Genomic DNA, 25150 nt, shown 5'->3' with positions numbered 1-25150 from the left:
CGGAATCAACCATGGCCAAATCAGGGTTGGCGGCGTAAACGGCGGCGATTTCAGCTTCAACGGCTGCGCGGGTGTCCGCATCCAGTTTGTCCAAATTGGCAAGCAGGTTGCCGAAGCCGTTGTTGACGTTGACACCTGCGGCAGCCAATTTGTCGCCGAATTTTTCAAAGACAGGCGCGAAGAATACTTTGACGGCGTGTCCGAAGATAATCGGGTCGGACACTTTCATCATGGTGGCTTTCATGTGCAGCGAGAACAATACGCCTTTTGCCTTCGCGTCTTTGACTTGCTCGGCAAGGAAGGCAAGCAGGGCTTTTTTGCTCATTACGGTCGCGTCAATGATTTCGCCGGCTTTCAGGGCAACAGGCTCGCGCAGCTCTTTTTTGTTGCCTTGTTTGTCGGTGAATACGATGGATACGGAAGTCGCTTTAGGTACGGTAACGGATTGTTCGTTATGGAAAAAGTCGCCGCTTTGCATGGTGGCAACGTGGGTTTTGGAATCTTTGGTCCATGCGCCCATGCTGTGCGGATGTTTTTTCGCAAAGTTTTTCACTGCTTTAGGTGCGCGACGGTCGGAGTTGCCTTCACGCAGGACAGGGTTTACCGCGCTGCCTTTGATGCGGTCGTAGCGTTCGCGTACGGCTTTTTCTTCATCGGTTTGAGGGTCGGCAGGATAGTCGGGAACGGCAAAGCCTTTAGACTGCAATTCTTTAATCGCGGCCGTCAGTTGAGGTACGGATGCACTGATGTTCGGCAGTTTGATCACGTTTGCATCGGGTTGTTTCACCAGTTCGCCCAATTCGGCAAGCGCATCAGGTACGCGTTGCGCTTCGGTCAGGTATTCTGGGAACGCCGCCAAAATACGGCCGGAGAGAGAGATGTCGCTGGTTTTGACATCAATATCGGCGTGGCGGGTAAACGCCTGCACGATTGGCAACAGGGATTGAGTGGCCAATGCAGGAGCTTCGTCGGTGTAGGTATAGATAATGGTGGATTTAGTCATGGGATTATTCTCTATGTAGGTTAAGTTTTTCTTTTCGGGCACATCGCGAGAAGAAACGTGCTAAGCCTATTATGGCATATTTCGGCGGATTTGGTTGTTGTTTTGATGTTATTGTTTTTTAAGTTGCGGAAAAGAAAAAGGCCGTCTGAAAAGACAGCCTAAATATAAGGACTTATCCGATAATCAAAACGGCATTGCTGCCGCCGAAAGCGAATGACGAGCTGGCGGCAATGCGTTTTTCAGACGGCCAGCGGCTGTTGCCGTCGGTCAAAGCGATGTTGGGCAGCTCGGAATCGGGTACGTTGTCCCATTGTTGCGGCGGCAGTTTGCCTTCCGGATTGTATTGGCGGTTGGCCATCAACCAGGCAAATGCGGCTTCAATCGCTCCGGCTGCTCCCAAGGTATGGCCGGTGGACGGTTTTGTTGAGGTGCAAAGGGTGTGGCTGCCAAACACTTCGGCAACGGCTCGGCTTTCCATGCTGTCGTTGTGCTGCGTTCCGGTGCCGTGCAGATTGATCCAGCCGATGTCTTCCGCTTTCAAACCGGCTTTATCCAATGCGGCCTGAAAAGATTGGGCAGCACCCAAACCATCGGGGCGGGGCGAGGACATATGGTAGGCATCGCTGCTTGCACCATAGCCCAGCAACTGCATTTCGCCGTCAAAATCTGCATCGCGCGTCATTACGAAAAATGCGGCCGCTTCGCCGATATTGATGCCGTTGCGGTTGGCGGAAAAAGGCTTGGCGATGCCGTCTGAAAGCACTTCCAAAGAGGCAAAACCATTAATCGTCAGCGGAGAAAGTGTATCCGCGCCGCCGCAAATCACGGCATCACACAATCCGGCACGAAGCAGTCGGGCTGCGCTGATGAGGGCGCGTGCGCCGGAGGTGCAGGCGGTGGAGACGGTATAGCGCAAGCCGTCCAAGCCGTAAACTTGGGCGATAAATTCGGAGGGAGAAGCCATGGTGTGTTGCAGCTGTTTGAACGGAACATCCGTCCATTCACCGCCTTGGACAACATGTTGGAACAAGGGGATATTTTCGTCTGCACCACTGGTGGATGTACCGGTAACGACAGCAACCCTTTCTTTGCCGTAACGGGCAATGGCTGTCTGAATCAGTCCGTCTATTTGCGAAAGCGCGTGCAGGATAAGCTGGTTGTTGCGGCTGCGATGCGCTTCGGGAATGTTGTCAGGCAGAGGCATCAGGGTTTCTTTGACTGCACCGAAAGCATGCGTTTTACCTTTTACCCATTGGTCTGAAAAAGTCAGGGGCGTGTTTTCAGACGGCGTGAGTAAGGCATCGGCATGAGCTTGCAAGCCGCTGCCCAATGCGCTGGTCAGTGCCGGACGGCTGAGATAAACAGGAGTATTCATGAATTAGTCTTCTGCAATCGGGCTGACCGTCCAGAAAGTTTGGTCGGGGAAGCCGATAAGGAATTGTTCGGAATGGTGGGCGACACACCACAAATCTCGCTCGCGGTAGCTGAATACCGCGCCCTTGCCGTTAGGGCAGAAGCCTTGATTAGTAGCATTTTGTTGGCGGGCTTCAGGGTAAAGCGTGGCGGCGTGTTCGGCGGCCAAAAGCGGCAACAGGGCGGCAAACAATCGGCGTGAACTGGCATTAGGCATCACAAAGCCGTCATTTTTCCAACCTTTGGTGCTGACCGATTGACGCGATACCGGCGCACCCAGTGCATCGGTTTGGACAAAGCGGATGCCGTCTGAATGAGGCTCGACTGCCAAGAGATTGGTTTGAACGGTTTGCCCCGCCGCATTGGTCTGCTCGAGTTTGAACCATTGGCCTTCTTTAGAAAGCGACGGCAGCGTTTGCGGATGAGGGAGCGAGGTCGCGCATGCTGAAAGCAGCAGTGCGGCAAGCAAAGGGATAAATCGCATAAGGTTTTATCTATCGGTCAAAATAATTTAATGGTATGGATGAAGTTTCAGACGGCCAGTTCTGTTCTCAGTCTAGGCCGTCTGAAAGACATTCATCCTTATTCTACCTTCAAATCGCCCACCAATGCGGCAAGTGTGGACAAGCGTTGCTCGGATTTTTCCACGAATGGATTGTTCGTGTCCCAAGCGTAGCCTGCCAGAATAGATGAAATCATACGGCTGATTTCAGGACTGCGGTTGGGCGCGTAGATGGCATTTTGGAAGCGGAAATCGTACCAACCGTTTACATAAGTGCGGAATGCGTTCACGCCGATCATCAGTTGGTCGGCAAATTCAGTTTGCCAATCGGCCGCTTCGCCTTTGAGCTGTTTGCCCAGTAAATCGGCAGCCAATTTGGCAGAGTGTAAGGCAATGGTCACGCCGGAGGAGAAGACGGGGTCGAGGAATTCGGCGGCGTTGCCCAAAAGGGCGAAATGTTTGCCGTATAAGGTTTTCACGTTGGCAGAGTAGCCTTGGATAGAGCGGAACGGGAAGTCGTTTTCCCAAACGGCTTTATCTAAAATTTCCGCCAGCATCGGGCATTCGTACACAAATTTTTTCAACACGACTTCTGATTCGCCTGCCAGTTTGTCAGGCGTACCAACAACGCCGATGGAGCAGCGGTTGTCGCCGAAAGGAATCAGCCAAATCCAGACATCGCGATGTTCAGGATGCGTGTTGATCAGGATTTTGTTGCGGTCGAATTTTGGGCTGGTGATGTTGTCGTCGATATGCGTGAAGTGGGCTTGGCGCGGAGGCAGTTCGGACGGGCTTTCCAAGTCCAAAAGGCGGGGCAGGACGCGGCCGTAACCGCTGGCATCTAAAACAAATTTGGCGGTCAGTTCATAGTTTTCGCCTGTGTCGGTCGCAACGCTCAAACGTGCCACATCGCCGCTGTTGTCAAACGCGGTTACGCCGTGTCCGAAGCGGACATCGATGCCTTGTTTTGCCGCTTCATCAATCAGGATTTTGTCGAAGATGCCGCGGCGCACTTGATAAATAGTACCGGGGCCGTCTGAAAATTTTTCAGTAAAGTTGAAATCTGTGTAACGGCTGCCCCATGAAAACGCAGCGCCGTCTTTAAATTGAAAGCTGGGCTCGGCATGCACTGCATCAGCAAAACCGGCTTCTTCCAGCATTTCCATACAATGCGGCAACAGGCTTTCGCCGATGACAAAGCGCGGGAAATGTTGTTTTTCCAATACGCAAACTTTAAAGCCTTGTTTATTCAGCAAAGCAGAAGCAACCGAACCTGAAGGGCCTGCGCCGATAACGGCAACGTCAAATTCTACGGACATTTGAAAATACCTTTGATTTTAATGATAAATAATGTTTAATCCATCGCCTGAAATTTTTCAGACGGCCTTTTGCGACTTAGTGATAGAAGTTGAAACAAAGTATTGCTTCAATTTCAACTGTCTTCATCTTTTGTCTAATTTTTCAACAATGTGCCTGCCAGCCAAATATTGAATGCCACGCCGATGGTAACTGTCATGCCGAACGCTGCAACGGCGGGTGTGCTGCTGATGGCGAGCAGGGCAAAGGAAATGGCAGTCGTCGCGGCGGCAAGCAGCATGCCGCCTAATTTTGCCGGGGCGCTGTGGTGTGCAGTGGCGGCATAGACGGCATAGTCCACGCCGATGGCGGACACTAAAAGCAGGCCGAACATGGCAAACAGGCTGACGGGAATGCCTGCCAAACCGAGTACGGCAACGGTGCAGATGGCCGCGGCCAGCGGCACGGCAAGGATTTTGCTACCGCGTTTGAAACCGAACATTTTCCACAAGAGCAGCCATGCCAACGCATAGGAAGCCAGTTTCAACCATGCGGCCTGATCGCGCGTGTGGTGGAAAAGCTCGTTTAAGTGGGCGCGTTTGTCTGCCCAGTGTACGCCGGAGACGTGTTGAGCTACGGCGCGTACGGCGGCTTCATCGGTCATGCCGTTCAAACGCACGACGGCAGCAAAACGGCCTGGTTCCACTTCGCCCAAATACAAGGAACGCCAAGCTTCTGCCAAATCGGTATTCAGGCCGTCTGAAAGCGACAATGGTTGCGTATCGGCAGCTTGTAGCAGAGCATCGCGCACGGTTTTGCGCGGAATACCGATTTCAGTAAGCGGTTTCCAGCTATCAGGCAACTTAGTCAATTCGCGCAGGCGGTTTTGCAGTTTTTGCTGCTCCGTTGTCGGTAGGATGAATTGGTCGGGCGATTGGATGCCGGACAGTTTGCCTTGCGTGATTAAGGGCTGCAGGGCGCGGCCGAGTTCGGCGGTTTTCTTCAATAGGGCATCTTCACTTTGTGCTTCGGCCACCAAATATTTGCCGCCAAAATCCGTGCCGCTCAACTGGCCGATTTGTTGTACTTCGGTCAACATCGCGGTCGGCATATTGACCCATTGACGGATGTCGTCACGCCAGTCGCTGCGCCACAGTCCGACTGCCAGCAAAATTCCGCCCACGATTAACCAACCGCGTTTGTGCAGGCGGTTTTTCAGACGGCCTGATAAGGAATAGAGCTTTTCGGTTAATGCGGCAAAAGGCACGGTTTTGGCACGGTAGCGGCGAAACAGCGGCGGCAGCCATAAAACGGTGGCACCAAAAGCGCCAAATAAGGCAAAGCCTGAAAATACGGCGGTTTGGCGCAGTACAGGCAAAGGGGTGAACCACAGCAGCGCGTAGCCCAAGACGGTAATTGTCAGGCTGACGGCAAAACTTGGCAAGACATGTTTCATTGCTGATTCAGCCTGCCAAACGGTCTTTTCAGACGGCCCGAATACCGACGGAGCCAGCCAGTGCAACGGGAAATCCACCAACATACCCACCAAGCTGGTGCCGATGACGATGGTCAGGATATGCACTTCGCCGAACACCAATAAAGCAACTGCCAATCCGGTCAACATACCGGCTGCCAGTGGCAAGGACAGCAAAAATACTCGGCCGCTGCGGAAGACCCACAAAAGCAGCGCAAAGGTCAGCCCAAGTCCGACCATGCTCATCAGCCGACTTTCTTTTTCTGCGGCTGCTTTGGATACGGCGGCGAACAATGCGCCACCTGCGCTTAAGGTTTCTGCGCCGTTTTCCGAAGCGATTTGACGGCTTTGCGTCATCAGTGGCAAGAGGGCATCGTTGCCGGAAAATTGATCGCCACCGGCGAGCCGTCCGCGCAGGAATACCCAAGTTTTGCCTTTGTCTTCGGCAAACAGCATGCCGTTGTCCATGTCCCACTGCAAACGGCTTTGCGGATTGGCTTTGTCGGCAACAAAGCGTCCGAAGCCCAGCCAGTCTTGTTCTAAAGACAAAGGCGAGGGCGCGGCAAACGGATTGGCCGCGGCTTCTGCACGCGCTTGAAAATAGGTTTGCGGCTGCTCAAACAGCAGGCGTATTTCGTCTTGCGGCAAAACGGCCAAGCCTAGTTTCTGCATATCCGCCCGCACTTTATCCAAATTCGGCGTCATGCTACTGTCGACTTGTTCAAATACGCCGCTCTTGCGCCATGCATCGGCAATTTGTGAGGCCGTCTGAAAAGCGGTTTCGGCATCGGTACTGCCTGCAAGCAAAATGACTTGCGAATTGAGCTGCGCTTCTGCGGCTTTATCTGCAGCCGTCAGTAAGGCATCGGGTTGCTGCTCGCTTGGCAACAACGCGGTCAAATCGGTTTGGATGCGCGCTTGTGAAGCAAAGGCATAAACCAAAAACAGGGTAAGAAATAGGATAAGGGCAGTATAGAGGCGGTTTAGGAGGCGAAGATTCATCGTTCAGACGGCCTTTTGCAAATGCTGCTGTTGGTGTGTGGAATAAGTAAAAGTGCAGTAAATTAAATCAGATTATTATTATTTTGTCAGTTGTTAGATAGTCTGCCGGTCGGTTAAATCATTGGGCTTGAGCGAACCGAAAAACTGCCATTGCAGAGCGACGGTTTTTTCCTTCCAAACGCAGGCAAGTGCCATCGTATCCGCCAAAATCGCGCTTGTGCCGTGCCAATCGGTTTGCTTTCCTGCACGTAAACCGACGGGTTGCTCTGAATCGAAAACATAGCCGACCGATTTCATGTCCGACGGAAAATCCAAATGCGCCGCTTTAATCAATGCTTCCTTGAAACACCACAATCGGTAAAACGTTTCAGACGGCCAGTTTTCCGTTTCCAAATAGTTTTGTTCTTCCTGCGTGCAGACCAAAGCCGACAGCGCTTTGAAATCACGCGGGCGGATAAATTCGATATCGACACCGGCTGTCAAGGGCTGAGGCGCACACAATAAAGCGGCAAAGCCTTGGCTGTGGCTCAGAGATACAGTCGCTAAATTTGTTTGCTGTTTTAACGCTCGGCTGACTTGCCAGTCTTGACGCTGCGCCAGTTGTGGTGTCGCAGCCAAACGTTGTGAATCGGCTGCGTTTAGAGAAGCATGGTCGTAGCAGGCGGCAAAAGACGGATCGGCCAGCAGGCAGTGAAGGGGTGTCGTATCCATAAAATAGAAAAATGCCAAACTTCATATTGAAGTCCGGCATTTTTGATATTGCTTAGTGGAAGCTGCCTTTCAAAACAACACGGCTGTTGAATGTAGCGATGTGGCATTCGTACTCGTTACCGCCTTTGGTTACTTTGTCAAAGTAGCTAACCAGATGAACGGATTTGGCTTTTTTACGAAGTGCAGTGCTTTGGAAGCGTTTAACTGCGCTCAGGAATGCACGTTGGCAGGTTTCATCAGGGGTTTTGCCGACTGAGTTGGAGATTTGACGGGAAGTCAAAGTCGCGCCGGATGTGCTGCCGTAGTGAACGCGGATGCTAGGATCCAAAGCGGATTTAGCTTCGGCAGAGTTCAAAGCCACATCGACTTTACACATATAAATATCGTTTTGACCTTTGCCATTGACTTTATGGCCTTCACCCATGCTGCGGCAGGCAGAATCGGCGGCAGTTGTTTTTTGAGTAGAAGTTTGAGAGGAGGAAGTAGATGGTTGGGAATTGCCGGATTGTGAGCAAGCGGCAAGCATCAGGGCGGATACGGCAACCAAAGCAGAAAAACGTAACATACGAACTCCTTTGTAATAAGGGGTGTGAAAAAAGGTTTACAGAAAACAGAATCATTTTAACATATATGAAAGAAGTATAAAAATAGGATGATGCAAAAAATATTATATTTTTATTTAAATGATTTCATAGCGTTAAGAAAGTTTGGGGCTGTAATGCTTGACGAGGGAGGGGAGAAAGCGTATATTGCGGTCTTCCTTAGGAGTAATGGCTGAGAGGCTGAAGGCACTTCCCTGCTAAGGAAGCATGTGGGGTCAACCTGCATCGAGGGTTCGAATCCCTCTTACTCCGCCAAATATGAAAGACACCGTTTATACGGTGTCTTTTTTATTATCCGGAATTTCTTGAAATCCAAGGCCGTCTGAAAGTGTGAAATGAACGATTTGATTATTCTAAACAAGCCTTATGGCGTGATTTGCCAGTTTTCTGCACATGAAAAACATCAGTGCCTTAAGGATTTTGTCGAGAAACCGGGATTTTATCCGGCCGGACGTTTGGATACGGACAGCGAGGGTTTGCTGCTGCTGACCAATAATGGCCGTTTGCAGGCGCAGATTGCCGATCCGAAATTTAAGCAGGTCAAAACTTATTGGGCGCAGGTGGAGGGTTCTCCAGATGAAGCCAAATTGGATTTGTTACGCCGTGGCGTAGATTTGGGCGATTTTGTCACCCGTCCGGCCGAGGTCAGGGTATTGGAAGAGGGTGAAGCGGATGTTTTATGGCCGCGCGTGCCGCCGATTCGCGTGCGTAAATCCGTGCCTGATTTTTGGGTGGAAATCAAAATTTCGGAAGGGAAAAACCGTCAAGTGCGAAGGATGACGGCGAAAGCAGGCTTTCCGTGTTTACGCTTGGTCCGTGTGGCAATAGGCCGTCTGAATCTGTTTGATTTGAATTTGGAATTGGGACAATGGCGGTTTGCGCCGCATCGTCCTTAAATAGGATGAATAAAGGCCGTCTGAAATATTCAGACGGCCTTTTGTTATGGAAAAATTAATGATGTGAATGACCGATTTGGAAAGTCAGTGTGGTGTAGTTCGCCTGTTTTTGGCATACGCTTTGATCAGGGAAATCGGCTTTGTGTTCTACGCTGGCTTTCCAGAAACCTTGGCGTAATGGAATGATGCTGACTTCGCCTTTGTCATCAGTGGTATCGGAGAAGGCTTGGGCTTCGGTTTTATGGGTTTTGCTGCGGTCGCTGGTGTCGAAGCCGTCAAATGTAGCGGTAACGGTAGCATTGGGCAGCGGCTCGCCATTGAAGAGGACGCGGACTTTGAAGCGTTCGCCGACGTGGACGTTGGCAGGGTTGTCCAAAGGCACGATTTCTAAATGTTGGCCGACTTGCTTGGTAATGATGGCGGTATCTGCGCTTTCATGGCCGACATTGACGATATTTTTACCGAACATACGGGTTTGCTCGCAATAGCTTGCATCAGGCATTTCTTTGATGCTTGCCTGCTTCCAGCCTGCGCTGTTTTTTGACCAGAAGGTCGGTTGGTATTCGGCGGTTACCAAGTAGCTGCCGTCTTTGACCGGCAATTTGCTGCGGTATTGGTAATTGTATGTGCCTTTTTGAATCATGTTTTCTTTGCCTTTTTCAGTTACCAGTTGCATGGGTTTGCTGAAAATGTGCAGGCGGTCTTTGGCGATCGGCTCAAGCTCCGGGAATTCGCCATAGCCCAATTCGGCTTCAAGGTATTCGCCGCCATGTGTGTGGGCGGTTTCAACCCAAACGCGATGGGCGTGTGCGGCAGTGCTGAACAGGAAGGCGGATGCGATAAGCAAAGCAGTTTTTTTCAAGATTTCTCTCCGATTTTCGATGTGTAGAAAAGATAGAATAAATTCGTTCGTTATAATATAACAAAATTATTTAAATTTAAAGAGAGGCCGTCTGAAAGTTTTCAGACGGCCTTTTAGATGATTGTTTTTTGAGGCGGATTATCGAAACGGTTTAATCCCCGTCACGACAAACGTCAATCGCCTCCTGCAAACTGCTGACGCCGTATATTTTCAGGTTTGGAAACTCTTTGGCATTGCGCGGCATATTGGCTTTGGGGACGATGGCGCGTTTGAAACCGAGTTTTTCCGCTTCTTTGAGCCGTTCTTGTCCGCGTGCGACAGGGCGGACTTCGCCGCTTAAGCCGATTTCGCCGAATACGACGGTTTTTTCAGGCATGGGGCGGTTGCGGAAGCTGGAGAGCATGGCGAGGATGACGGCAAGGTCGGCGGCGGGTTCGCCGATTTTGACGCCGCCGACGGCGTTGAGGAACACGTCTTGGTCGAAGCAGGCAATGCCGCCGTGGCGGTTGAGGACGGCGAGCAGCATGGCGAGGCGGTTTTGTTCGAGGCCGACGGTGAGGCGTTTGGGGGTAAAGCCGTGTGCGTCATCGACCAATGCCTGAATTTCGACCAGAAGCGGGCGGCTGCCTTCCTGCGTGACCAAAACGCACGAGCCAGGCGTGTCGTCGCGGTAGCTGGCAAGGAAGATGGCGGACGGGTTGGACACGCCTTTCAAACCGTTTTCGGTCATGGCGAATACGCCCAATTCGTTTGCCGCGCCGAAGCGGTTTTTGATGGCGCGTATCATGCGGTAGTTGGAATGCTGGTCGCCCTCGAAATACAGCACGGTATCGACCATGTGCTCCAGCACGCGCGGGCCGGCAATCGCGCCATCTTTGGTAACGTGTCCGACCAGTATCATGGCGATGCCCATCTGTTTTGCCATACGCGTCAGTTGGGCGGCGCATTCGCGCACCTGCGACACGGAGCCGGGGGCGGAAGTGATTTGGTCGGAATACATGGTTTGGATGGAGTCGATGACCACGACTTCGGGCTGATGCTGTTTCAAGGCCGTCTGAATCGCTTCCATGCGGATTTCAGCAAGCAGGTTCACGCCTTCTGTGGGCAATTCCAAACGCTGCGCGCGCAGGGCGACCTGTTGGGCGGATTCTTCGCCGGAAACGTACAGCACTTTGCGGCTTTGCGCCATTTTGGCGATGGTTTGCAACAGCAGCGTGGATTTGCCGATGCCGGGGTCGCCACCGAGCAGGATGACTGCGCCGTCTACCAAACCGCCGCCCAATACGCGGTCAAGTTCTCCTATGCCGGTCGGATTGCGCGGCACTTCTGTGGCGGTAACGGCGGATAGGGATTGGACGGTCGAGGTATCCGCCGCCCAAGATTGGAAGCGGGCATTTTTCGGCTCAGGCGCGGCAAGGCTTTCCTGAAGTGTGTTCCACTCGCCGCAATGCGGGCATTTGCCCTGCCATTTCGGGGAAGTGCCACCGCATTCGGAGCATTGGTAGATGGTTTTGGGGGCTTTTGCCATAGTGTTTTCCCTGTGGAATATTTGATGTGTGAAAAGGTCGTCTGAAAACAATCATATCGTTTTCAGACGACCTTGGGATTATGAATACTTTATTTATAATTTCAAGTATTCATCACTTGTTTAATGCAGCGGCATTTGCTGTTTTTTTGCGGCATAATAGGAAAAATTTACATGGAAGTTTTAGAAAAATGATTTTATTTCAAAATAACGATGGTAAGCTTGCCTTGCCTTGCCTTGCCTTGCCTTGCCTTGCCTTGCCTTGCCTTGCCTTGCCTTGCCTTGCCTTGCCTTGCCTAGTTCTCTATTAAAATCCCTTCAAGGGTTTTTATCAAATCTATGCATAGGAGTGAAATCCTATGCCATCTAAACAAATCGCAAATTTTAATTCATCTGACAATAAACCCAGAATTCTATCTCTATTTTCAGGATGTGGAGGTTTAGATTTGGGTTTTCACCAAGCTGGTTATGAAACTGTTTGGGCGAACGATTTTTCCCATTGGGCTTGCGAAAGTTTCCGTAAAAATATCGGAGATGTCATCGTAGAAGGTGATATTGAACAAATTGATCCGAATGATCCAACTATTCCCGATTGCGACATCATTTTAGGCGGGTTCCCTTGTCAAGATTTTTCCATGATTTGGAAACAGCCGGGCTTAGAGGGTGAACGCGGCAATCTTTATAAAAGCTTTTTACGTTTTGTAAATGCAAAAAAACCGAAAGTTTTTGTTGCTGAGAATGTGAAAGGTTTGTTGACTGCTAACAAGAAAAAAGCCATCCAGCAAATTATTACCGACTTTGAAAATTGCGGTTATTACGTTCAGGCAAAGCTGTATAACTTTGCTGAATTTGGCGTACCTCAATTTCGTGAACGTGTGCTGATTGTCGGAGTACGTTTGGATACAGGATTTGATTTTCATCATCCAAAACCGACACACAATGAAACTGGCGAAAATGGCTTAAAACCATATGTAACTGCTGGTCAGGCGATATCTAATATTCCACAAAATGTTAGTAATAATGAATTACTAAAAATTAGTGATAAAACACGCCGTATGTTGGAATTAATTCCTGAAGGTGGAAATTTTACTGATATTCCTAAAGATCATCCTTTATATGTGAAAGGTATGATTAGCCACGTTTATCGTCGTATGCATCGGAACGAGCCATCAAAAACAATTATTGCAGCAGGTGGCGGTGGTACTTGGGGCTATCACTTCCCTGAACCGCGTGCTTTTACTAATAGAGAACGAGCAAGGCTTCAAAGTTTTCCTGATGATTTTGAGTTTGTCGGATCAACAACTGAAGTACGTCGCCAGATTGGTAATGCTGTTCCTCCTCAAGGTGTAGTTGAGCTAGCAAAGGCTATCTTACCAATTTTTTCAGGCAACTATAAAAAAGTAGATTTACATAAGAAATTGAAAGCAGAGAAGGATGTTTTATTTCATGACCGACTGAGCAAAATTCGAGGGGGAAAACAATGAATACAGTTTTTTCCAATATCGCCAATGCCAAAATTACTGAAAAATCGCTTAATACAGTTTGGATGGATTTATTTAAATCAGCGGATGAAGTTTTGATGGTAACAGGTTATGTATCTAATGATGCAGTGGTTGAGCTACATAAAATTTTGGAGCTAAATGATCACATTCAAAAAATAGATTTATTGGTTGGAATGCATTATTTGGAAGGTTTTAGCCATTTGCAATATGACAGCTTATGTAAACTAAATGATTTTTTGCAACATGAGAAAAGAGGAGCTGTCTATATTTCTCCTTTTGTGAAATTTCACGGAAAAATGTATTCCTTTAAAAATCATCAACAAATCAATGGGTTAATTGGTTCTGCTAACTTAACGTGTTTTTGGGATAGTACGGAACGTACTTATGAAACCATGTTACATTTGGACGGTAAGGTTGCACAGATGTTGCAGGCAGATATTCAAAATACCATTCATAAGCTAGGCAAAAATATCCAAGAAGTTGAGAGGCCGAGTACATTTATTGAACATAACAGTCATTTAGAAAATTGTTTGGGGGTACAGAAAATTGTACCAGAAAAGATTCGGCAACTATTTGCCCAAAAGTCAGAATATCATTTCTCAATTCCGGCTAAAACCGAAGAAAAAAGTAATTTGAATGTATTTTTTGGAGAAGGTCGACGAGATAAACGGGGGTTTGTCAAACCACGACCCTGGTATGAAGTAGAGTTGATTGTATCCAAAGACATCACTTCACAAGAAGGTTATCCGATTCTGAAGTCTTTTACAGTTATTACTGATGATGGTTGGCAATTTCAATGTAAGACATCGGGAGATTATTCCAAAAATTTCCGCTCAGAAAATGATTTGAAAACACTTGGCAAATGGATTAAAGGTCGTTTGGAAAATCGTGGTTGTCTGCAAAATAACGAGAAGATTACGCATGAAACCTTACGTCAATACGGTAACGATCATTTTGAGTTCCGTTCAACCGACAATCCTGATGTTTGGCTGCTCTCATTTAAGGGGAAAAACTAAATGTTGCAAACCTACTTGAATCAATTGACCCCGCCTGAATTAGCTGATTCTGTTAAAAATACCGTTGATGGTTTTATGGGGAAATTATCACAAACCGAACCGAAAATCGCTCAAAATGTTTTATTGCTGGGCAATGTTCAAAGTGGCAAAACGGCACAGGTTTTGGGTGTATTAAGTGCGCTGGCTGATGATGGCGACCACAAAGTTTTTTTGTATCTTACTACTGACAGCGTAGATTTACAGGAACAGACAGTCAAGCGCGCCGAAGCTAATCTGAAAAATTTTATTGTGTTGTCTGAAAACGATGACCGAAGTTTTATGCAGGTAATGAAGGCAAATAATCCCATCTTGGTTGTGATTAAAAAGAATGCCCGTGTATTGAAACGTTGGCGTAATTTGTTTGCCAGTCAAAGTAGCCTGAAAGGCTATCCTTTGGTTATTGTGGACGATGAAGCCGATGCGGCCAGCCTAAATACTAATGCTGATAAGCCGGATAAAGATGTCAGTACTATCAATAAACTGCTAAATGACATTAAGAATTCCTGTTGTCAAAGCCTATTTATTCAGTTGACCGCCACACCTCAATCGCTTTTATTGCAACATGAAGAATCTGATTGGCAACCTGAATTTATCCATTTCTTTGAAGCTGGTGAAAAATACATCGGTGGCAACTTTGTCTTCTCTGATCCTCCAAGCTATATCGTTCGCTTTATTGACAGTGAATTGGACGATATGAAAGATGCAAGTGGTGAAATTGCCGAAGGGGTAAAACAGGCATTGCACAGTTTTCTGCTTACTTGTGCAGAGTTTGCTTTATGCGGTAAAACCAATTGTAATTTTGCTTTACATCCAAGTTATAAAATCCAAGACCATCAAGCCTTCTCTCAAAAAATCCAAGCTTTTTTAAATGATTTGGTACAAGCGATTAATAGCGGGGAGAATCTTGCAGACAGCTTTAAAGAAGACTATTTGGATTTACAAAAGACCAAGCCTGATATTCATCATTTTGAGGAAATTTATGAAAAACTAACAGAACTTTTAGAAAATAAGCAAATTTATATTCTCGTCGTTAACTCGCAGACAGAATCAGATTTTGATTTAGAAAGAGGCTTTAATATTATTATTGGTGGGAATGTGATTGGACGAGGCTTAACTATTCCGAAATTACAAACGGTTTATTATAGTCGCACTGCCAAAAAACCGAATGCAGATACTTTCTGGCAACATTCGCGTATTTTTGGATATGACCGTGATAAATCATTATTACGGCTTTATATTCCGTTTGATGTCTATTACTTCTTTGTACAACTCAATCAAGCAAATAATCTGATTATTGAGCAGGCAAAAAATTCAGACGGCAATATTCAGGTTATTTATCCGAAAAATATCAATCCGACTCGAAAAAATGTATTGAAATTCGACAGTATCAATCAAATTGTGGGTGGTGTGAATTATTTTCCACTTCACCCAAACGAGGATAATTTGTCGGAGATTAACAAGATTTTGCCTTCTATTTTGAAAGATGAAATTCAATCTGATTTATATCAAATGGATATAGAAGATTTATTCTTGGTTCTAGATAAATTGGGTCATTATGTCCCAGATGACTGGAATAAGGAAAAATTTATTGCTGGTGTAGAAGCATTAAAGGCACAACGTCCAAGTTTTAAAACTTACGTTTTGATCAAAACAGGACGTAAACTTTCTCGAGCAACTGGCACAATGCTTTCGGAAGACGACCGTAAATTAGGAGAAAAATATCCCAATGATTTATTTCTTACACTTTATCAAGTAGTAGGAAATAAAGACAAAGGTTGGCAGGGAGAAGATTTTTGGTTGCCTAATATTAAGTTGCCATATAAGGGACTGGTGTATTGGGGAGTGAAATAACATAGAAAAGGTCGTCTGAAAACAATCATATCGTTTTCAGACGACCTTTTTTATTGAGAAATAACAGGTTTATTTTTTGCTGTCTTTATCCGCATCTTTTTTCGGTGCAGGTTTTTTCGCTGCCAAACCCAAAGATTTTTGCCATTCGGCTGGATTTTTCACCAAGTCCAAGGCTTTACGGAGTTGATCGTCTTTGGCCGGATTTGGAATGCGGCGGCTGGAGATGTCTTCGTCTTTGTCTTTTTTGGACTTGTCTTTATCGGCTTTGGTTTCGGCGTTGGCAGGCGTTTCGGTGCTGCTGTTGACGTCTTGGCCGCCCAACGGATTGCCGATATGGCCGACCAAATCGGCTTCGCGGCTTTCAAAAGTGCGGTCTTTGTCTTTGACTTCAACGTCAGGAACAATGCCTTGCGCCTGAATCGAGCGGTCGTTTGGCGTGTAGTAAAGGGCGGTGGTCAGTTTGACTGCGCTGCCACCGGAAAGCGGAATCAGGGTTTGCACTGAGCCTTTACCGAAACTTTGTGTGCCGACGACGACGGCGCGTTTGTGGTCTTGCAATGCGCCGGCAACGATTTCGGAAGCGGAAGCGGAGCCTGCGTTAATCAGGACGGTCATAGGAATGGTTTTCAGCTCGGCAGGCAATCCGGCCAACGGGTCTTTGCCGCTGGTGGTGATGTAGTCTTCGGCAGTTGCTTTGAGTACCATGCCTTCTTTTTTGTTGCGGCCTTTGGTGCTGACGACGGTTACGTCAGGTTGTAAGAAGGCTGCGGATACGCCGACTGCGCCATTGAGCAGGCCGCCCGGGTCATCGCGCAAGTCGAGGATGATGCCTTTGAGCGGGCCTTTGTTTTCTTTGACAAGGGCTTGTGCGGCTTCGTTGAGCGCGGCAACGGTGCGCTCTTGGAATTGGGAGACGCGGATGTAGCCGTAGTCTTTTTCAAGCAGGTGATGGCGCACGCTTTTGACTTTGATGATGGCGCGGGTCAGGTTGACAACGATGGGTTTGTCGGCATTTTTGCGTGAAAGGGTCAGGGTGATTTTGGTACCCGGTTTGCCGCGCATTTTTTTGACGGCTTCGCTGACGGTCAGGCCGCGGGTAGAAGTATTGTCGATTTTGACGATGAAGTCGCCGCTTTTCACGCCGGCGCGCTCTGCGGGTGTGTCTTCAATCGGGGCAACGACTTTGACGAAGCCGTCTTCTTGTCCGATTTCCATGCCCAAGCCGCCGAATTCGCCGCTGGTAGACTCTTTCATTTCGGCATAGCCTTTTTTGTCCATATACTCGGAATGCGGATCGAGATCGGACACCATACCTTTCATTGCGCCTTCAAAGAGCTCGGCATCGGGTTTGTCTTGGTAATAGTTGGCTTTGATTTGGCCGTACACTTCTGCCATGGTGCGGATGGTTTGCACGGGCAGGGCCTCGTTGTCTTTTTTGTCTTTTTCGGCGGCAAAACTTTGTACACTCAGACTGAGGGCGATGCCGCTAAACGCGCCGAGAGTGTAGATTGCAACTTTTTTCAAAGTGGATTTTGTTGACATTCGTTTGACTTTCTTTTTGTGTACGGTAAGCAAAGTGGTTTTTGTTTTCTCTGAACCCGTTGACTTTATGTGATTTAAACGCTTGGAACAATAAGTTTAAGGTAAAAGTTTGTTGTTTAATGTGCTGAACAGGCGTGAAAATCGTGTTTTATTGTAGTTTATGATGAAATTCAGACGGCCTGAAAGGGGAAAACTCACTCAGGCCGTCTGAAGCATCAGTTAATCCAGGAAAGTGGATTCATGACTTGTCCGTTGTAGCGGACTTCAAGGTAAAGGCCGGTTTCGCCCGACGGCAAAGTGCCGCTGGTGCCAATCTTGCTGCCGGCATTGACGGCGTAGTTTTGGGCAGTGTCGATTTCGTTCAGGCCGGAGTAAATGCTGACATAGCCGTCGCCGTGGTCGAGGACGACCACTTTGCCGTAGCCTTCAAGTTCGCCGGCAAAAGTAACCGTGCCTGAGGCAATGCTGCTGACCGGAGCAGGAACGGTATTGTAGAACACGCCTTTCCAAACTTCGCCATCGCCGCGGTCTTGACCGAACAGGCCTGCCAATGTGCCGTTGACCGGTTTTTTCAGACGGCCTTGCATACGGCTGAAGCTGTTGGCATTGCTGATGGTAAAGCCTTGGGTGTTGGGAGCTTGCAGTTTCATGTCTTCGTCAGTCAGCGTGGACATGGCGGCGCGTTCGGCTTCGGCTTTTTGTTGGGCGGCAGCCTGCTCTTTGCGGGCTTTTTCAGCGGCGGCCAAACGGGCTTCGGCGGCTTTTTTACGCACTTCGGCTTCAGCTTTGCGTTGCTCGGCTTTGCGTTTTTCCAAATCTTTCAAGAGATTGTTGAGGCGTTGCTCGTTTTCTCTGTGGTTGATTTTCTTTTGCGCTTCTTTGGCCATTTGCGCGTTTTGACGGCGGCTTTCGGCTTGTTCGGCAGTATTGGTTACACCTTGTTGACGCAACGAAGCTTGGATATTGGCTTGCAGTTTTTTCAGGTAAGTCAATTCATTGTTGATTTTTTGCTCTTGCGCTGCCAGCTCTTTCTGTTGTTTTTCCAAGTCTCTCATGACTTGGTCGTTGGCGTTGTTGATATAACGCGTGTAACGCAGGAAGCGGGTTTTTTGGCCGGCATCGGCGTTTTTCAGGAAGAGGGCGACCGCGTTGGGCTGGCTGTTTTTATAGTTGCCGGACACAAAACGCGAAATTTGGGCGCGCGTGTTGGAAACTTCGGCTTTCAACTGGTTGGCATCAGCATTGAGTTTTTGGAATTTTTCCCATGCGTCGCGTTGTTTGCGGTTGATGCCGGAGAGGTTATTGCGTGTTTGTTGCAGCTGTTTGAGCGTGGCATTGACATGGATAATGAAACCCTCGTTGCGTTTTGCAAAGGATTTCTTGGTTTCCATATCGTTGGCGGCGGCAGTTACGGCTGCTTTGAAATCGTTTTCGGCTGAAGAAGCGGCTTTAGGCTCAACTTTAGGCTCGGCTTTTTTGTTTTGCTCTTTGGCTTTTGTGTCTTTTTTAGCGTCTTTTTTGTCTTCAACAGCTTTGTTCGCAGTCTCTTTGGCTTCTTTAGCGTCGGCCTTTTTGTCTTCGGCTGCTTTTTTTACGGGCTCTTTGGTTTTTTTGCCGTCTTTTTTATCTTCGGCCGCTTTTTTAGCAGGCTCTTTGGCTTTGGTTTCCTTCGTGTCTGCTTTTTTTACGGGTTCTTTGGCTTTGCTGTCTTTTTTATCTTCAACAGGTTTCTTGTCTTGTTCTTTGGCTTTGCCGGATTTTGCGGCTGCGGCTTTTTTGTCTTTTGCTGTTTCTTTAGGCTCTTCGGTTTTACGGCTGGCCTTTTTATTGTCAGCAGCTACTTCGGCGGCTTTAGCCGTTTTGTTTTTGGCTGAAGCGCGTTCGTTTTTGTCGGCGGTTTCCTTCTCTTTGGAGGCTTTGGCTTTAACCGCTTTTTTGTCTTCCTCTTTTTCTTTTACCGCTTGTTTTTTTAAGGTTTCTTTTTTTACATCTGCCTTAGCGGCTTCTTTTTCTTTTTTCACGGGCGCAGCCTTTTTGACGGCGGCCGCTTTTTCTTTCGGCGCGTCTTTGGCAGCATAGGTTGGCAGGGAGAAACTGAGCAACAGGGCGAGAATGAGGGGTTTGTAACGCATGGTTCGATCTTGCTATCAAAGTAGGAACAATAGGACGGATTATACTGTCTGTCAGGCCGTCTGAAAATAATATCGGGTTGCAATATGGACGAACGGTCTTATATAGTAACGATAGAGTAGGCGGACGTGATTTAAGTCTGCCTGGAAACTGACAGTCTGCATCGACAGGATATTATGAAAAAATATTTATTAGTAGTGTTGGGCGCCATGGTTTTGGCGGCTTGCGGTGACAATACCGATAAAATCGGACGCGCCAGTACAGTGTTTCATATGCTGGGTAAAAACGACCGTATTGAAGTGGAAGGTTTTGACGATCCTGATGTGCAGGGGGTTGCCTGTTATATTTCGTACGCGAAAAAAGGCGGTTTGAAAGAAACGGTCAATCTGGAAGAAGATGCCAGCGACGCATCGGTTTCCTGCGTGCAAAGTGCGGAAGTCATCCGTTATAACGAGGCTGCGGTTTTGAAACCGCGACAAGTGTTCAAACGCAGCGCCAGCATAGCATTTAAGAGCCAGCAGATTATCCGCTATTACGACCCGAAACGTAAGTCTTTTGCTTATTTGGTGTACAGCGATAAAATCGTTCAAGGCTCTCCGAAAAACTCTTTGAGCGCGATATCGTGTTTTGCCCATGCGAAAACCGATACGCCGGTACCGGCAGGCGGCGCGGTTTACGGTGCGTGCGTGGTGGACGCGCCGGTTGCCGACGGACAAAAATAATAAAATCAGCTTAATAGATTAAAAGAATATGAATTTAGCCAACCATTTCCTGATTGCCATGCCTCATATGGACGATCCGTTTTTTACGGATACGGTCATTTATGTGTGCGAACACGATGAAGAAGGTGCGCTGGGCATCATCATCAACAAACCTTCGCCGATTACCATGGATATGATTTTCGCCGCCGCCGACCGCAATATCCCGTTGCGCCTGCAACATGAAAACGTGATGATGGGCGGGCCGGTTCAGATTGAGCGCGGCTATGTCGTGCATACGCCGATCGGCCGCTGGCAAAACAGTATGGTGGTAACCGATAACGTGGCGCTGACTTCTTCGCGCGATGTGATTGAAAACTTGTCTAAAGAAGGTGCGGTGGACAAGGCTTTGATCAGCATTGGTTATTCGAAATGGGGTAAAGGGCAGTTAGAGCGCGAACTGGCAGAAAATGTTTGGCTGACCGTTCCCGCGGATGAGCATATTCTGTTTGATGTGCCTTACGAACTCCGTTATGCCGCCGCTTTTGAAAAATTGGGCGTCAATCCGAACGCCTTGATTTCGGGAGTCGGCCATGCCTGATGCACCAAAAGGCACGGTTTTGGCCTTTGATTTCGGCGAGGCGCGTATCGGCGTGGCGCAGGGGGATGCCGAGTTGGGCATGACCCATCCGCTGGCGACAGTAACCGGCAACAGCAATGATGAAAAATTCGAGGCCATTGCCAAGCTGGTCAAAGAATGGCAACCCAAGTATTTTGTGGTCGGTCTGCCGACGCATACCGACGGGACGGAGCATGAGCTGACCCGTTTGAGCCGCAAGTTTGGCCGCCGTTTGCACGGGCGTTTTAACTTGCCGGTTTATTGGGTGGACGAAAGGATGTCTTCCCTATACGCGGAAAGCTTGCTTGCTGAAGCCCAAGTGTTTGGCCGAAAACAAAAATCCGTACTTGACCAAGTGGCGGCGCAGGCAATTTTGCAAGGGTTTTTTGAAGGTGGTGCGGCCGAGTATTTCAATGGTCGCGAAGAATAGCGTGATTGATTATTAGGCCGTCTGAAACCGGGTTTCAGACGGCCTTTGTTTTGTTACGGTTTTGGGATAAAAGAAGTTTAGTTTGGTTAAGCCTGATTTTTTCAGCGTAAATTTTGCTACACTCCGTTTTCTTTTTTTAGACACAAATACAAGGAAAAAGTCATGGCACTCATGGACAATCTTTTGAATGCGGCTACTCAAATGTTGGGGGGCAACAGCGAAAACGGCGCACAAGGTTCTCTGACCGATATGGCGATGGATTTGGTGAAACAGCAAGGCGGCGTGGGCAACCTGATCAACCAACTGCAACAAGGCGGTTTAGGCGATGCCCTGAGCAGCTGGGTTTCCAACCAATCCAGCAACCTGCCTGTGTCCGGCAGCGACCTGCAAAATGCGTTGGGCAGCGATACGGTAAACCAAATCGCGCAAAAATTCGGCGTGGATGCCGGTCAAGCAGGCGATTTGTTGGCAAAAGTATTGCCTGACTTGGTCGATAAAGCCACGCCTAACGGCACGGCTCAAGATGCGGATGGCTTCGGCTTGGACGACATCGCTTCTATGCTGCTGAAAAACTTTATGAAATAATGAGTTGAATCATTTGATAAGGCCGTTTGAATCCGTTCAGACGGCCTTATAACTTTTGGTTCGCGGTAAATAACCAATAAGTCTTTTTCTGATGGAGGCGGATGGCTTATGATGGGCACTTCATTTCACCAAATAAGAAGGTTATACACATGTCCCGCTTGACCATACACACAGTTGAAACCGCTCCTGAAGCTGCTAAACCACGCATTGAAGCCGTATTGAAAAACAACGGCTTTATTCCTAACCTGATCGGCGTTTTGGCCAATGCGCCTGAAGCTTTGGCGTTTTATCAAGAAGTTGGCAAGCTGAATGCGGCCAACAGCCTGACTGACGGAGAAGTTGAAGTTGTTCAAATCATCGCCGCCCGTACCAACGAATGCGGTTTCTGCGTTGCCGGCCACACCAAACTGGCAACCCTGAAAAAACTGCTGTCCGAACAATCCATCAAAGCCGCACGCGCATTGGCTGCAGGCGAGTTTGACGATGCCAAACTGGGTGCTTTGGCGACATTTACCCAAGCCGTTATGGCGAAAAAAGGCGCGGTATCCGACGACGAGCTGAAAGCTTTCTTCGATGCAGGCTACAACCAACAGCAAGCCGTTGAAGTAGTTATGGGTGTTGCTTTGGCAACCTTGTGCAACTACGTCAACAACCTTGCCAAAACCGAGATCAACCCTGAATTGCAGGCATTTGCCTAATCTCATCAAAGGCCGTCTGAAAATTCAGACGGCCTTTTAGCAAAAAGCAAGGGATATCCTTGTTGCCAAGAATAATTCATGAGTAGAACCATCTACGCTTCAAACCTTATTCAGAGGAAAAAATCATGACACGCGAAGCTTTACTGAACAATGTGGCCGAACTCGTTAAAAGCAAATTAAAACCATTGGTAGACGACATCGACCGCAAAGGCCTGTACCCGAAAGAATTTATGCTGGAATTGGGCAAAATCGGTGGTTTTGCCGCGACCGGTACGGTTGAAGAAGGCGGTAACGGTTTGGGTTTGGCAACGCAAATCGCCGTATTGCGCGAAATCGGTAAAGAATGCGGCGCGACTTCGTTCAGCGCATGGTGTCAGGCAGCTTGCGCGTGGTATCTGCATCAATCCCCCAACCAAGCGGTCAAAGACAAATATTTGGCCGATATTCTGCAGGGCAAAGTTTTGGCAGGTACGGGTATGTCCAATACCGTCAAACACCTTGCCGGCATTGAAAAACACAACCTACAAGCCGAGCGCGTTGAGGGCGGCTACAAAGTCAACGGCGCTTTGCCTTGGGTATCCAATATCGGCGAAGACCATATTTGGGCGAATACCGCCCAAGTCGGCGACAGCTATGTGATGTTTATCACCGGCGGCCAATGGGAAGGCGTTACCCTGCAAGATTGCCCTGAGTTTTGCGGTTTGGAAGGCACGCGCACTTACAGCCTGAATTTTAAAGACGTGTTTATTCCCGATGAAGATGTGATTGCTTCGCCTGAGCAGTTCCAGTCTTATATCCCGACCATTAAAGCCGGTTTTATCTTGCTGCAAATAGGTATCGGCGCCGGTGTGATTGACGGTGCGCTCGGCATTATCCGCATGGCCAATGTAGTGAACGCGGAAGTGAACGCTTATCTCGACCACAGTTACGATGATTTGAAAGCCGCGTTGGACGGCGCATGGGCGGAAACCGAACGCCTTGCAGATGATGCGTGGAACAACAAACCTGATACGCTGGCAACCTTAAAACTGCGTGAAGCAGCTGCTGTGTTGGCTCTGAACGCCACTCAATCTGCCGCATTGCATGCAGGCGCGAAAGGTTATCTGATGCGCAGTCCGGCGCAACGCCGCGTCCGGGAGGCCATGTTCGTCGCCATCGTAACACCGGCCATCAAACACCTGCGTAAAGAAATCGCCGCTTTGGAAGCAGCGCAATAAATTCAAAATATCAACAATAAAACACACAAAAGGCCGTCTGAAAATACGGTTTCAGACGGCCTTTTAAAATAGAAGGAACACAAAATGGCTCAATATATGTGCGGCCCTTGCGGCTGGATTTACGACGAAGACCTTGGCGACCCCGAGCACGGCCTGCCTGCCGGAACCAAGTTTGAGGATATTCCCGACGACTGGAAATGCCCTGAGTGCGGCGTAGGTAAAGAAGATTTTTATCTGTTGGATTTCGCGATATAACTTGGTTGATTTAAAAAGGCCGTCTGAAATTTCAGACGGCCTTTGTTTGCCTAATCGTCAGCGGTAGAGCGAAACAATGGTTTCAGCCGCTTTGACACAGCTTTCCACGTCGGCAACCAAAGCGATGCGGACGTAGCCTTCGCCCGGATTGCCTTGTTCGGTATCGCGGGCGAGGAAGCGGCCGGGCAACACTTGGATAGCGGCTTTCTGCCACAGGTTGCGCGTAAATGCCAAGTCGTCGCCATCGGGAACTTTCAGCCAAATGTAGAACGACGCGTCAGGCAGTTTGACATCGAATGCCTGTTGCAAAATAGGGATGACGCGGTCGAATTTTTCTTGGTAGAGGCGGCGGTTGTCAATAACGTGTTCTTCATCGTTCCAAGCGGCAATGCTGGCGCGTTGGACGGGAATGCTCATCGCGCTGCCGTGGTAGGTACGGTAGAGCAGGAAGTTTTTGAGTAACTCGGAATCGCCTGCGACAAAGCCGGAACGCAAACCGGGGACGTTGGAGCGTTTGGACAGGCTGGTGAACATAATAATGTTGCGTGTACCGCGTCCTAATTGCGCCGCAGCCTGCAGGCCACCGATCGGTTTGTTGCCGTCAAAATAGATTTCGGAATAGCATTCGTCAGAGGCGATAACGAAGCCGTATTTGTCTTGCAAATCAAAAATTTCTTTCCAGTCTTCTAGTTGCAGGACGCTGCCGCTCGGGTTGTTGGGCGAGCAGACGATCAGGACTTTGGTGCGCTGCCATACGTCTTCGGGCAGGCTGCTCCAATCGGGGTTGAAGCTGGGCTCCGGACAGTTAGCAAAATGGATTTCGCCGCCGCCCAAAATAGTCGCGCCTTCATAAATTTGATAGAACGGGTTGGGGCTGATAACGACCGGTTTGGGGCCGTCTGAAGCCGGATTTAAAATGGTTTGGATAAAAGAGAACAAAGCTTCCCGGCTGCCCAATACGGGCAGGATTTCATTGTCGGGATTGAGGCTCAAACCATCATAACGGCGGGCAACCCATTCGGCGCAGGCTTGGCGCAGTTCGGGCAGGCCTGCGGTCAGCGGATATTTTTCCAGTTCGTGCAGGGAGGCGGTCAGCGCGTCGGTGATGACTTTGGGCGTCGGGTGTTTCGGCTCGCCGATTTGCAGATGAATGGGCGTCATGCCTTCGGGTGCATCAATGCCTTGCATGGCTTCACGCAGGCGGGCGAAAGGATAGGGTTTGAGATGGTTCAATAATGGGTTCATGATGTTTCAGCCGGATAAATTCAGGCAACAATCTTAG

At 48.7% G+C, this 25150-nt stretch carries 24 protein-coding genes and 1 tRNA gene; 13 read left to right on the top strand and 12 right to left on the bottom strand.

Translation table 11 applies throughout. The features are described from left to right. From ACTHS8_RS04165 to ACTHS8_RS04135, 7 genes are all read right to left on the bottom strand, one after another. The coding region (locus ACTHS8_RS04165) for an NADP-dependent isocitrate dehydrogenase (protein ID WP_440373060.1) at positions 1-1003 on the bottom strand (1003 nt) is incomplete at its 3' end. Between the two features lie 172 nt (positions 1004-1175). Continuing rightward, on the bottom strand, positions 1176-2378 hold the full coding sequence (locus ACTHS8_RS04160) for a beta-ketoacyl-ACP synthase (RefSeq protein WP_440373059.1): 1203 nt from the start codon (positions 2376-2378) through the stop codon (positions 1176-1178). 3 nt (positions 2379-2381) lie between these two features. Further along, a complete protein-coding gene (locus ACTHS8_RS04155; RefSeq protein ID WP_440373058.1) occupies positions 2382-2900 on the bottom strand; it encodes a hypothetical protein in 519 nt (172 codons plus the stop codon). 98 nt (positions 2901-2998) lie between these two features. Beyond that, positions 2999-4237, bottom strand: a complete 1239-nt coding sequence (locus ACTHS8_RS04150) for an NAD(P)/FAD-dependent oxidoreductase (RefSeq protein WP_440373057.1) — start codon at positions 4235-4237, stop codon at positions 2999-3001. A gap of 134 nt (positions 4238-4371) precedes the next feature. Beyond that, positions 4372-6690 carry an MMPL family transporter gene (locus ACTHS8_RS04145; protein WP_440373056.1) on the bottom strand — a complete coding sequence of 773 codons (2319 nt, stop codon included), beginning with the start codon at positions 6688-6690 and terminating at the stop codon, positions 4372-4374. Between the two features lie 93 nt (positions 6691-6783). After that, the gene (locus tag ACTHS8_RS04140) at positions 6784-7401 is read right to left on the bottom strand and encodes a 4'-phosphopantetheinyl transferase family protein (protein WP_440373055.1); all 618 of its coding nucleotides are present in this window, start codon (positions 7399-7401) and stop codon (positions 6784-6786) included. 52 nt (positions 7402-7453) lie between these two features. Then, complete coding sequence (locus ACTHS8_RS04135) at positions 7454-7966, bottom strand: hypothetical protein (RefSeq protein WP_254323096.1); 513 nt, start codon at positions 7964-7966, stop codon at positions 7454-7456. Positions 7967-8165: 199 nt separating this feature from the next. Between ACTHS8_RS04135 and ACTHS8_RS04130 the strand changes: the two genes are divergently transcribed. Next, positions 8166-8258 (top strand) — tRNA-Ser (locus tag ACTHS8_RS04130). A gap of 80 nt (positions 8259-8338) precedes the next feature. Beyond that, on the top strand, positions 8339-8899 hold the full coding sequence (locus ACTHS8_RS04125; protein ID WP_004520078.1) for a pseudouridine synthase: 561 nt from the start codon (positions 8339-8341) through the stop codon (positions 8897-8899). Positions 8900-8954: 55 nt separating this feature from the next. Here the strand turns inward: ACTHS8_RS04125 and ACTHS8_RS04120 are convergent, their stop codons facing one another. Together ACTHS8_RS04120 and radA are read right to left on the bottom strand one after the other, a co-directional pair. Then, positions 8955-9761: a DUF4198 domain-containing protein gene (locus tag ACTHS8_RS04120; RefSeq protein WP_003685136.1), complete on the bottom strand. Its 807-nt coding sequence runs from the start codon at positions 9759-9761 to the stop codon at positions 8955-8957. 151 nt (positions 9762-9912) lie between these two features. Next, positions 9913-11289 carry a DNA repair protein RadA gene (gene radA, locus ACTHS8_RS04115; protein ID WP_440373054.1) on the bottom strand — a complete coding sequence of 459 codons (1377 nt, stop codon included), beginning with the start codon at positions 11287-11289 and terminating at the stop codon, positions 9913-9915. An 80-nt stretch (positions 11290-11369) separates the two neighbouring features. On the opposite strand from radA, the gene ACTHS8_RS04110 reads away from it, so the two are divergent. From ACTHS8_RS04110 to ACTHS8_RS04095, 4 genes are read left to right on the top strand one after another with little or no spacing between them, the layout of a single operon-like run. Then, entirely contained in the window at positions 11370-11597 is a 228-nt protein-coding gene (locus ACTHS8_RS04110) for a hypothetical protein (protein ID WP_440373053.1), read from the top strand. A gap of 48 nt (positions 11598-11645) precedes the next feature. Next, entirely contained in the window at positions 11646-12770 is a 1125-nt protein-coding gene (locus ACTHS8_RS04105) for a DNA cytosine methyltransferase (protein WP_049332408.1), read from the top strand. Next, complete coding sequence (locus tag ACTHS8_RS04100) at positions 12767-13804, top strand: restriction endonuclease PLD domain-containing protein (protein WP_063075382.1); 1038 nt, start codon at positions 12767-12769, stop codon at positions 13802-13804. Before ACTHS8_RS04105 ends, ACTHS8_RS04100 begins: the two co-directional genes overlap by 4 nt. Beyond that, positions 13805-15694 (top strand): Z1 domain-containing protein, encoded by a 1890-nt coding sequence (locus tag ACTHS8_RS04095; RefSeq protein ID WP_440373052.1) that lies wholly within the window; start codon positions 13805-13807, stop codon positions 15692-15694. Between the two features lie 69 nt (positions 15695-15763). Here ACTHS8_RS04095 and ACTHS8_RS04090 read toward each other — a convergent pair whose 3' ends face one another. After that, a complete protein-coding gene (locus tag ACTHS8_RS04090; RefSeq protein WP_314592162.1) occupies positions 15764-17236 on the bottom strand; it encodes a S41 family peptidase in 1473 nt (490 codons plus the stop codon). A 215-nt stretch (positions 17237-17451) separates the two neighbouring features. After that, positions 17452-19368: a peptidoglycan DD-metalloendopeptidase family protein gene (locus tag ACTHS8_RS04085; RefSeq protein ID WP_440373051.1), complete on the bottom strand. Its 1917-nt coding sequence runs from the start codon at positions 19366-19368 to the stop codon at positions 17452-17454. 174 nt (positions 19369-19542) lie between these two features. Here ACTHS8_RS04085 and ACTHS8_RS04080 point away from each other — a divergent pair, with 174 nt between their 5' ends. The 7 genes from ACTHS8_RS04080 (at position 19543) to ACTHS8_RS04050 (ending at position 23868) form a co-directional block, all read left to right on the top strand. Next, positions 19543-20088: a CreA family protein gene (locus tag ACTHS8_RS04080; protein ID WP_440373050.1), complete on the top strand. Its 546-nt coding sequence runs from the start codon at positions 19543-19545 to the stop codon at positions 20086-20088. Between the two features lie 28 nt (positions 20089-20116). Further along, positions 20117-20665, top strand: a complete 549-nt coding sequence (locus tag ACTHS8_RS04075) for a YqgE/AlgH family protein (protein ID WP_283121366.1) — start codon at positions 20117-20119, stop codon at positions 20663-20665. Beyond that, positions 20658-21113, top strand: a complete 456-nt coding sequence (gene ruvX / locus ACTHS8_RS04070) for a Holliday junction resolvase RuvX (protein WP_003680463.1) — start codon at positions 20658-20660, stop codon at positions 21111-21113. The genes ACTHS8_RS04075 and ruvX overlap by 8 nt, the downstream gene beginning before the upstream one ends. Before the next feature lie 162 nt (positions 21114-21275). Beyond that, positions 21276-21698, top strand: coding sequence for a YidB family protein (locus ACTHS8_RS04065; RefSeq protein WP_003684921.1), 423 nt, complete (start codon positions 21276-21278; stop codon positions 21696-21698). Positions 21699-21847: 149 nt separating this feature from the next. Next, on the top strand, positions 21848-22396 hold the full coding sequence (locus ACTHS8_RS04060; protein ID WP_003685141.1) for a carboxymuconolactone decarboxylase family protein: 549 nt from the start codon (positions 21848-21850) through the stop codon (positions 22394-22396). A gap of 125 nt (positions 22397-22521) precedes the next feature. Next, a complete protein-coding gene (locus ACTHS8_RS04055; protein ID WP_440373049.1) occupies positions 22522-23613 on the top strand; it encodes an acyl-CoA dehydrogenase family protein in 1092 nt (363 codons plus the stop codon). A gap of 84 nt (positions 23614-23697) precedes the next feature. Continuing rightward, complete coding sequence (locus ACTHS8_RS04050; protein ID WP_049328628.1) at positions 23698-23868, top strand: rubredoxin; 171 nt, start codon at positions 23698-23700, stop codon at positions 23866-23868. Positions 23869-23925: 57 nt separating this feature from the next. On the opposite strand, the gene dapC is transcribed toward ACTHS8_RS04050, so the two are convergent. After that, the gene (gene dapC / locus ACTHS8_RS04045; RefSeq protein WP_440373048.1) at positions 23926-25113 is read right to left on the bottom strand and encodes a succinyldiaminopimelate transaminase; all 1188 of its coding nucleotides are present in this window, start codon (positions 25111-25113) and stop codon (positions 23926-23928) included. Positions 25114-25150 lie beyond the last annotated feature (37 nt).

Source organism: Neisseria sp. P0016.S008 (assembly GCF_051957775.1).
GTDB lineage: Bacteria > Pseudomonadota > Gammaproteobacteria > Burkholderiales > Neisseriaceae > Neisseria > Neisseria flavescens_B.
Note: the sequence above shows the minus strand (reverse complement) of the source record. Positions and strands in the feature narration are given on the sequence as shown.

What these genes read in the sequence shown, in the direction of transcription:
- ACTHS8_RS04140 (WP_440373055.1), bottom strand. Translation starts at nt 7,401, where the DNA reads ATGGATACGACACCCCTTCACTGCCTGCTGGCCGATCCGTCTTTTGCC.
- ACTHS8_RS04100 (WP_063075382.1), top strand. Translation starts at nt 12,767, where the DNA reads ATGAATACAGTTTTTTCCAATATCGCCAATGCCAAAATTACTGAAAAA.
- ACTHS8_RS04150 (WP_440373057.1), bottom strand. Translation starts at nt 4,237, where the DNA reads ATGTCCGTAGAATTTGACGTTGCCGTTATCGGCGCAGGCCCTTCAGGT.
- ruvX (WP_003680463.1), top strand. Translation starts at nt 20,658, where the DNA reads ATGCCTGATGCACCAAAAGGCACGGTTTTGGCCTTTGATTTCGGCGAG.
- ACTHS8_RS04105 (WP_049332408.1), top strand. Translation starts at nt 11,646, where the DNA reads ATGCCATCTAAACAAATCGCAAATTTTAATTCATCTGACAATAAACCC.
- ACTHS8_RS04145 (WP_440373056.1), bottom strand. Translation starts at nt 6,690, where the DNA reads ATGAATCTTCGCCTCCTAAACCGCCTCTATACTGCCCTTATCCTATTT.
- ACTHS8_RS04065 (WP_003684921.1), top strand. Translation starts at nt 21,276, where the DNA reads ATGGCACTCATGGACAATCTTTTGAATGCGGCTACTCAAATGTTGGGG.
- ACTHS8_RS04080 (WP_440373050.1), top strand. Translation starts at nt 19,543, where the DNA reads ATGAAAAAATATTTATTAGTAGTGTTGGGCGCCATGGTTTTGGCGGCT.
- ACTHS8_RS04085 (WP_440373051.1), bottom strand. Translation starts at nt 19,368, where the DNA reads ATGCGTTACAAACCCCTCATTCTCGCCCTGTTGCTCAGTTTCTCCCTG.
- ACTHS8_RS04055 (WP_440373049.1), top strand. Translation starts at nt 22,522, where the DNA reads ATGACACGCGAAGCTTTACTGAACAATGTGGCCGAACTCGTTAAAAGC.
- ACTHS8_RS04155 (WP_440373058.1), bottom strand. Translation starts at nt 2,900, where the DNA reads ATGCGATTTATCCCTTTGCTTGCCGCACTGCTGCTTTCAGCATGCGCG.
- ACTHS8_RS04090 (WP_314592162.1), bottom strand. Translation starts at nt 17,236, where the DNA reads ATGTCAACAAAATCCACTTTGAAAAAAGTTGCAATCTACACTCTCGGC.
- dapC (WP_440373048.1), bottom strand. Translation starts at nt 25,113, where the DNA reads ATGAACCCATTATTGAACCATCTCAAACCCTATCCTTTCGCCCGCCTG.
- radA (WP_440373054.1), bottom strand. Translation starts at nt 11,289, where the DNA reads ATGGCAAAAGCCCCCAAAACCATCTACCAATGCTCCGAATGCGGTGGC.
- ACTHS8_RS04160 (WP_440373059.1), bottom strand. Translation starts at nt 2,378, where the DNA reads ATGAATACTCCTGTTTATCTCAGCCGTCCGGCACTGACCAGCGCATTG.
- ACTHS8_RS04060 (WP_003685141.1), top strand. Translation starts at nt 21,848, where the DNA reads ATGTCCCGCTTGACCATACACACAGTTGAAACCGCTCCTGAAGCTGCT.
- ACTHS8_RS04110 (WP_440373053.1), top strand. Translation starts at nt 11,370, where the DNA reads ATGAATACTTTATTTATAATTTCAAGTATTCATCACTTGTTTAATGCA.
- ACTHS8_RS04135 (WP_254323096.1), bottom strand. Translation starts at nt 7,966, where the DNA reads ATGTTACGTTTTTCTGCTTTGGTTGCCGTATCCGCCCTGATGCTTGCC.
- ACTHS8_RS04125 (WP_004520078.1), top strand. Translation starts at nt 8,339, where the DNA reads ATGAACGATTTGATTATTCTAAACAAGCCTTATGGCGTGATTTGCCAG.
- ACTHS8_RS04075 (WP_283121366.1), top strand. Translation starts at nt 20,117, where the DNA reads ATGAATTTAGCCAACCATTTCCTGATTGCCATGCCTCATATGGACGAT.
- ACTHS8_RS04050 (WP_049328628.1), top strand. Translation starts at nt 23,698, where the DNA reads ATGGCTCAATATATGTGCGGCCCTTGCGGCTGGATTTACGACGAAGAC.
- ACTHS8_RS04095 (WP_440373052.1), top strand. Translation starts at nt 13,805, where the DNA reads ATGTTGCAAACCTACTTGAATCAATTGACCCCGCCTGAATTAGCTGAT.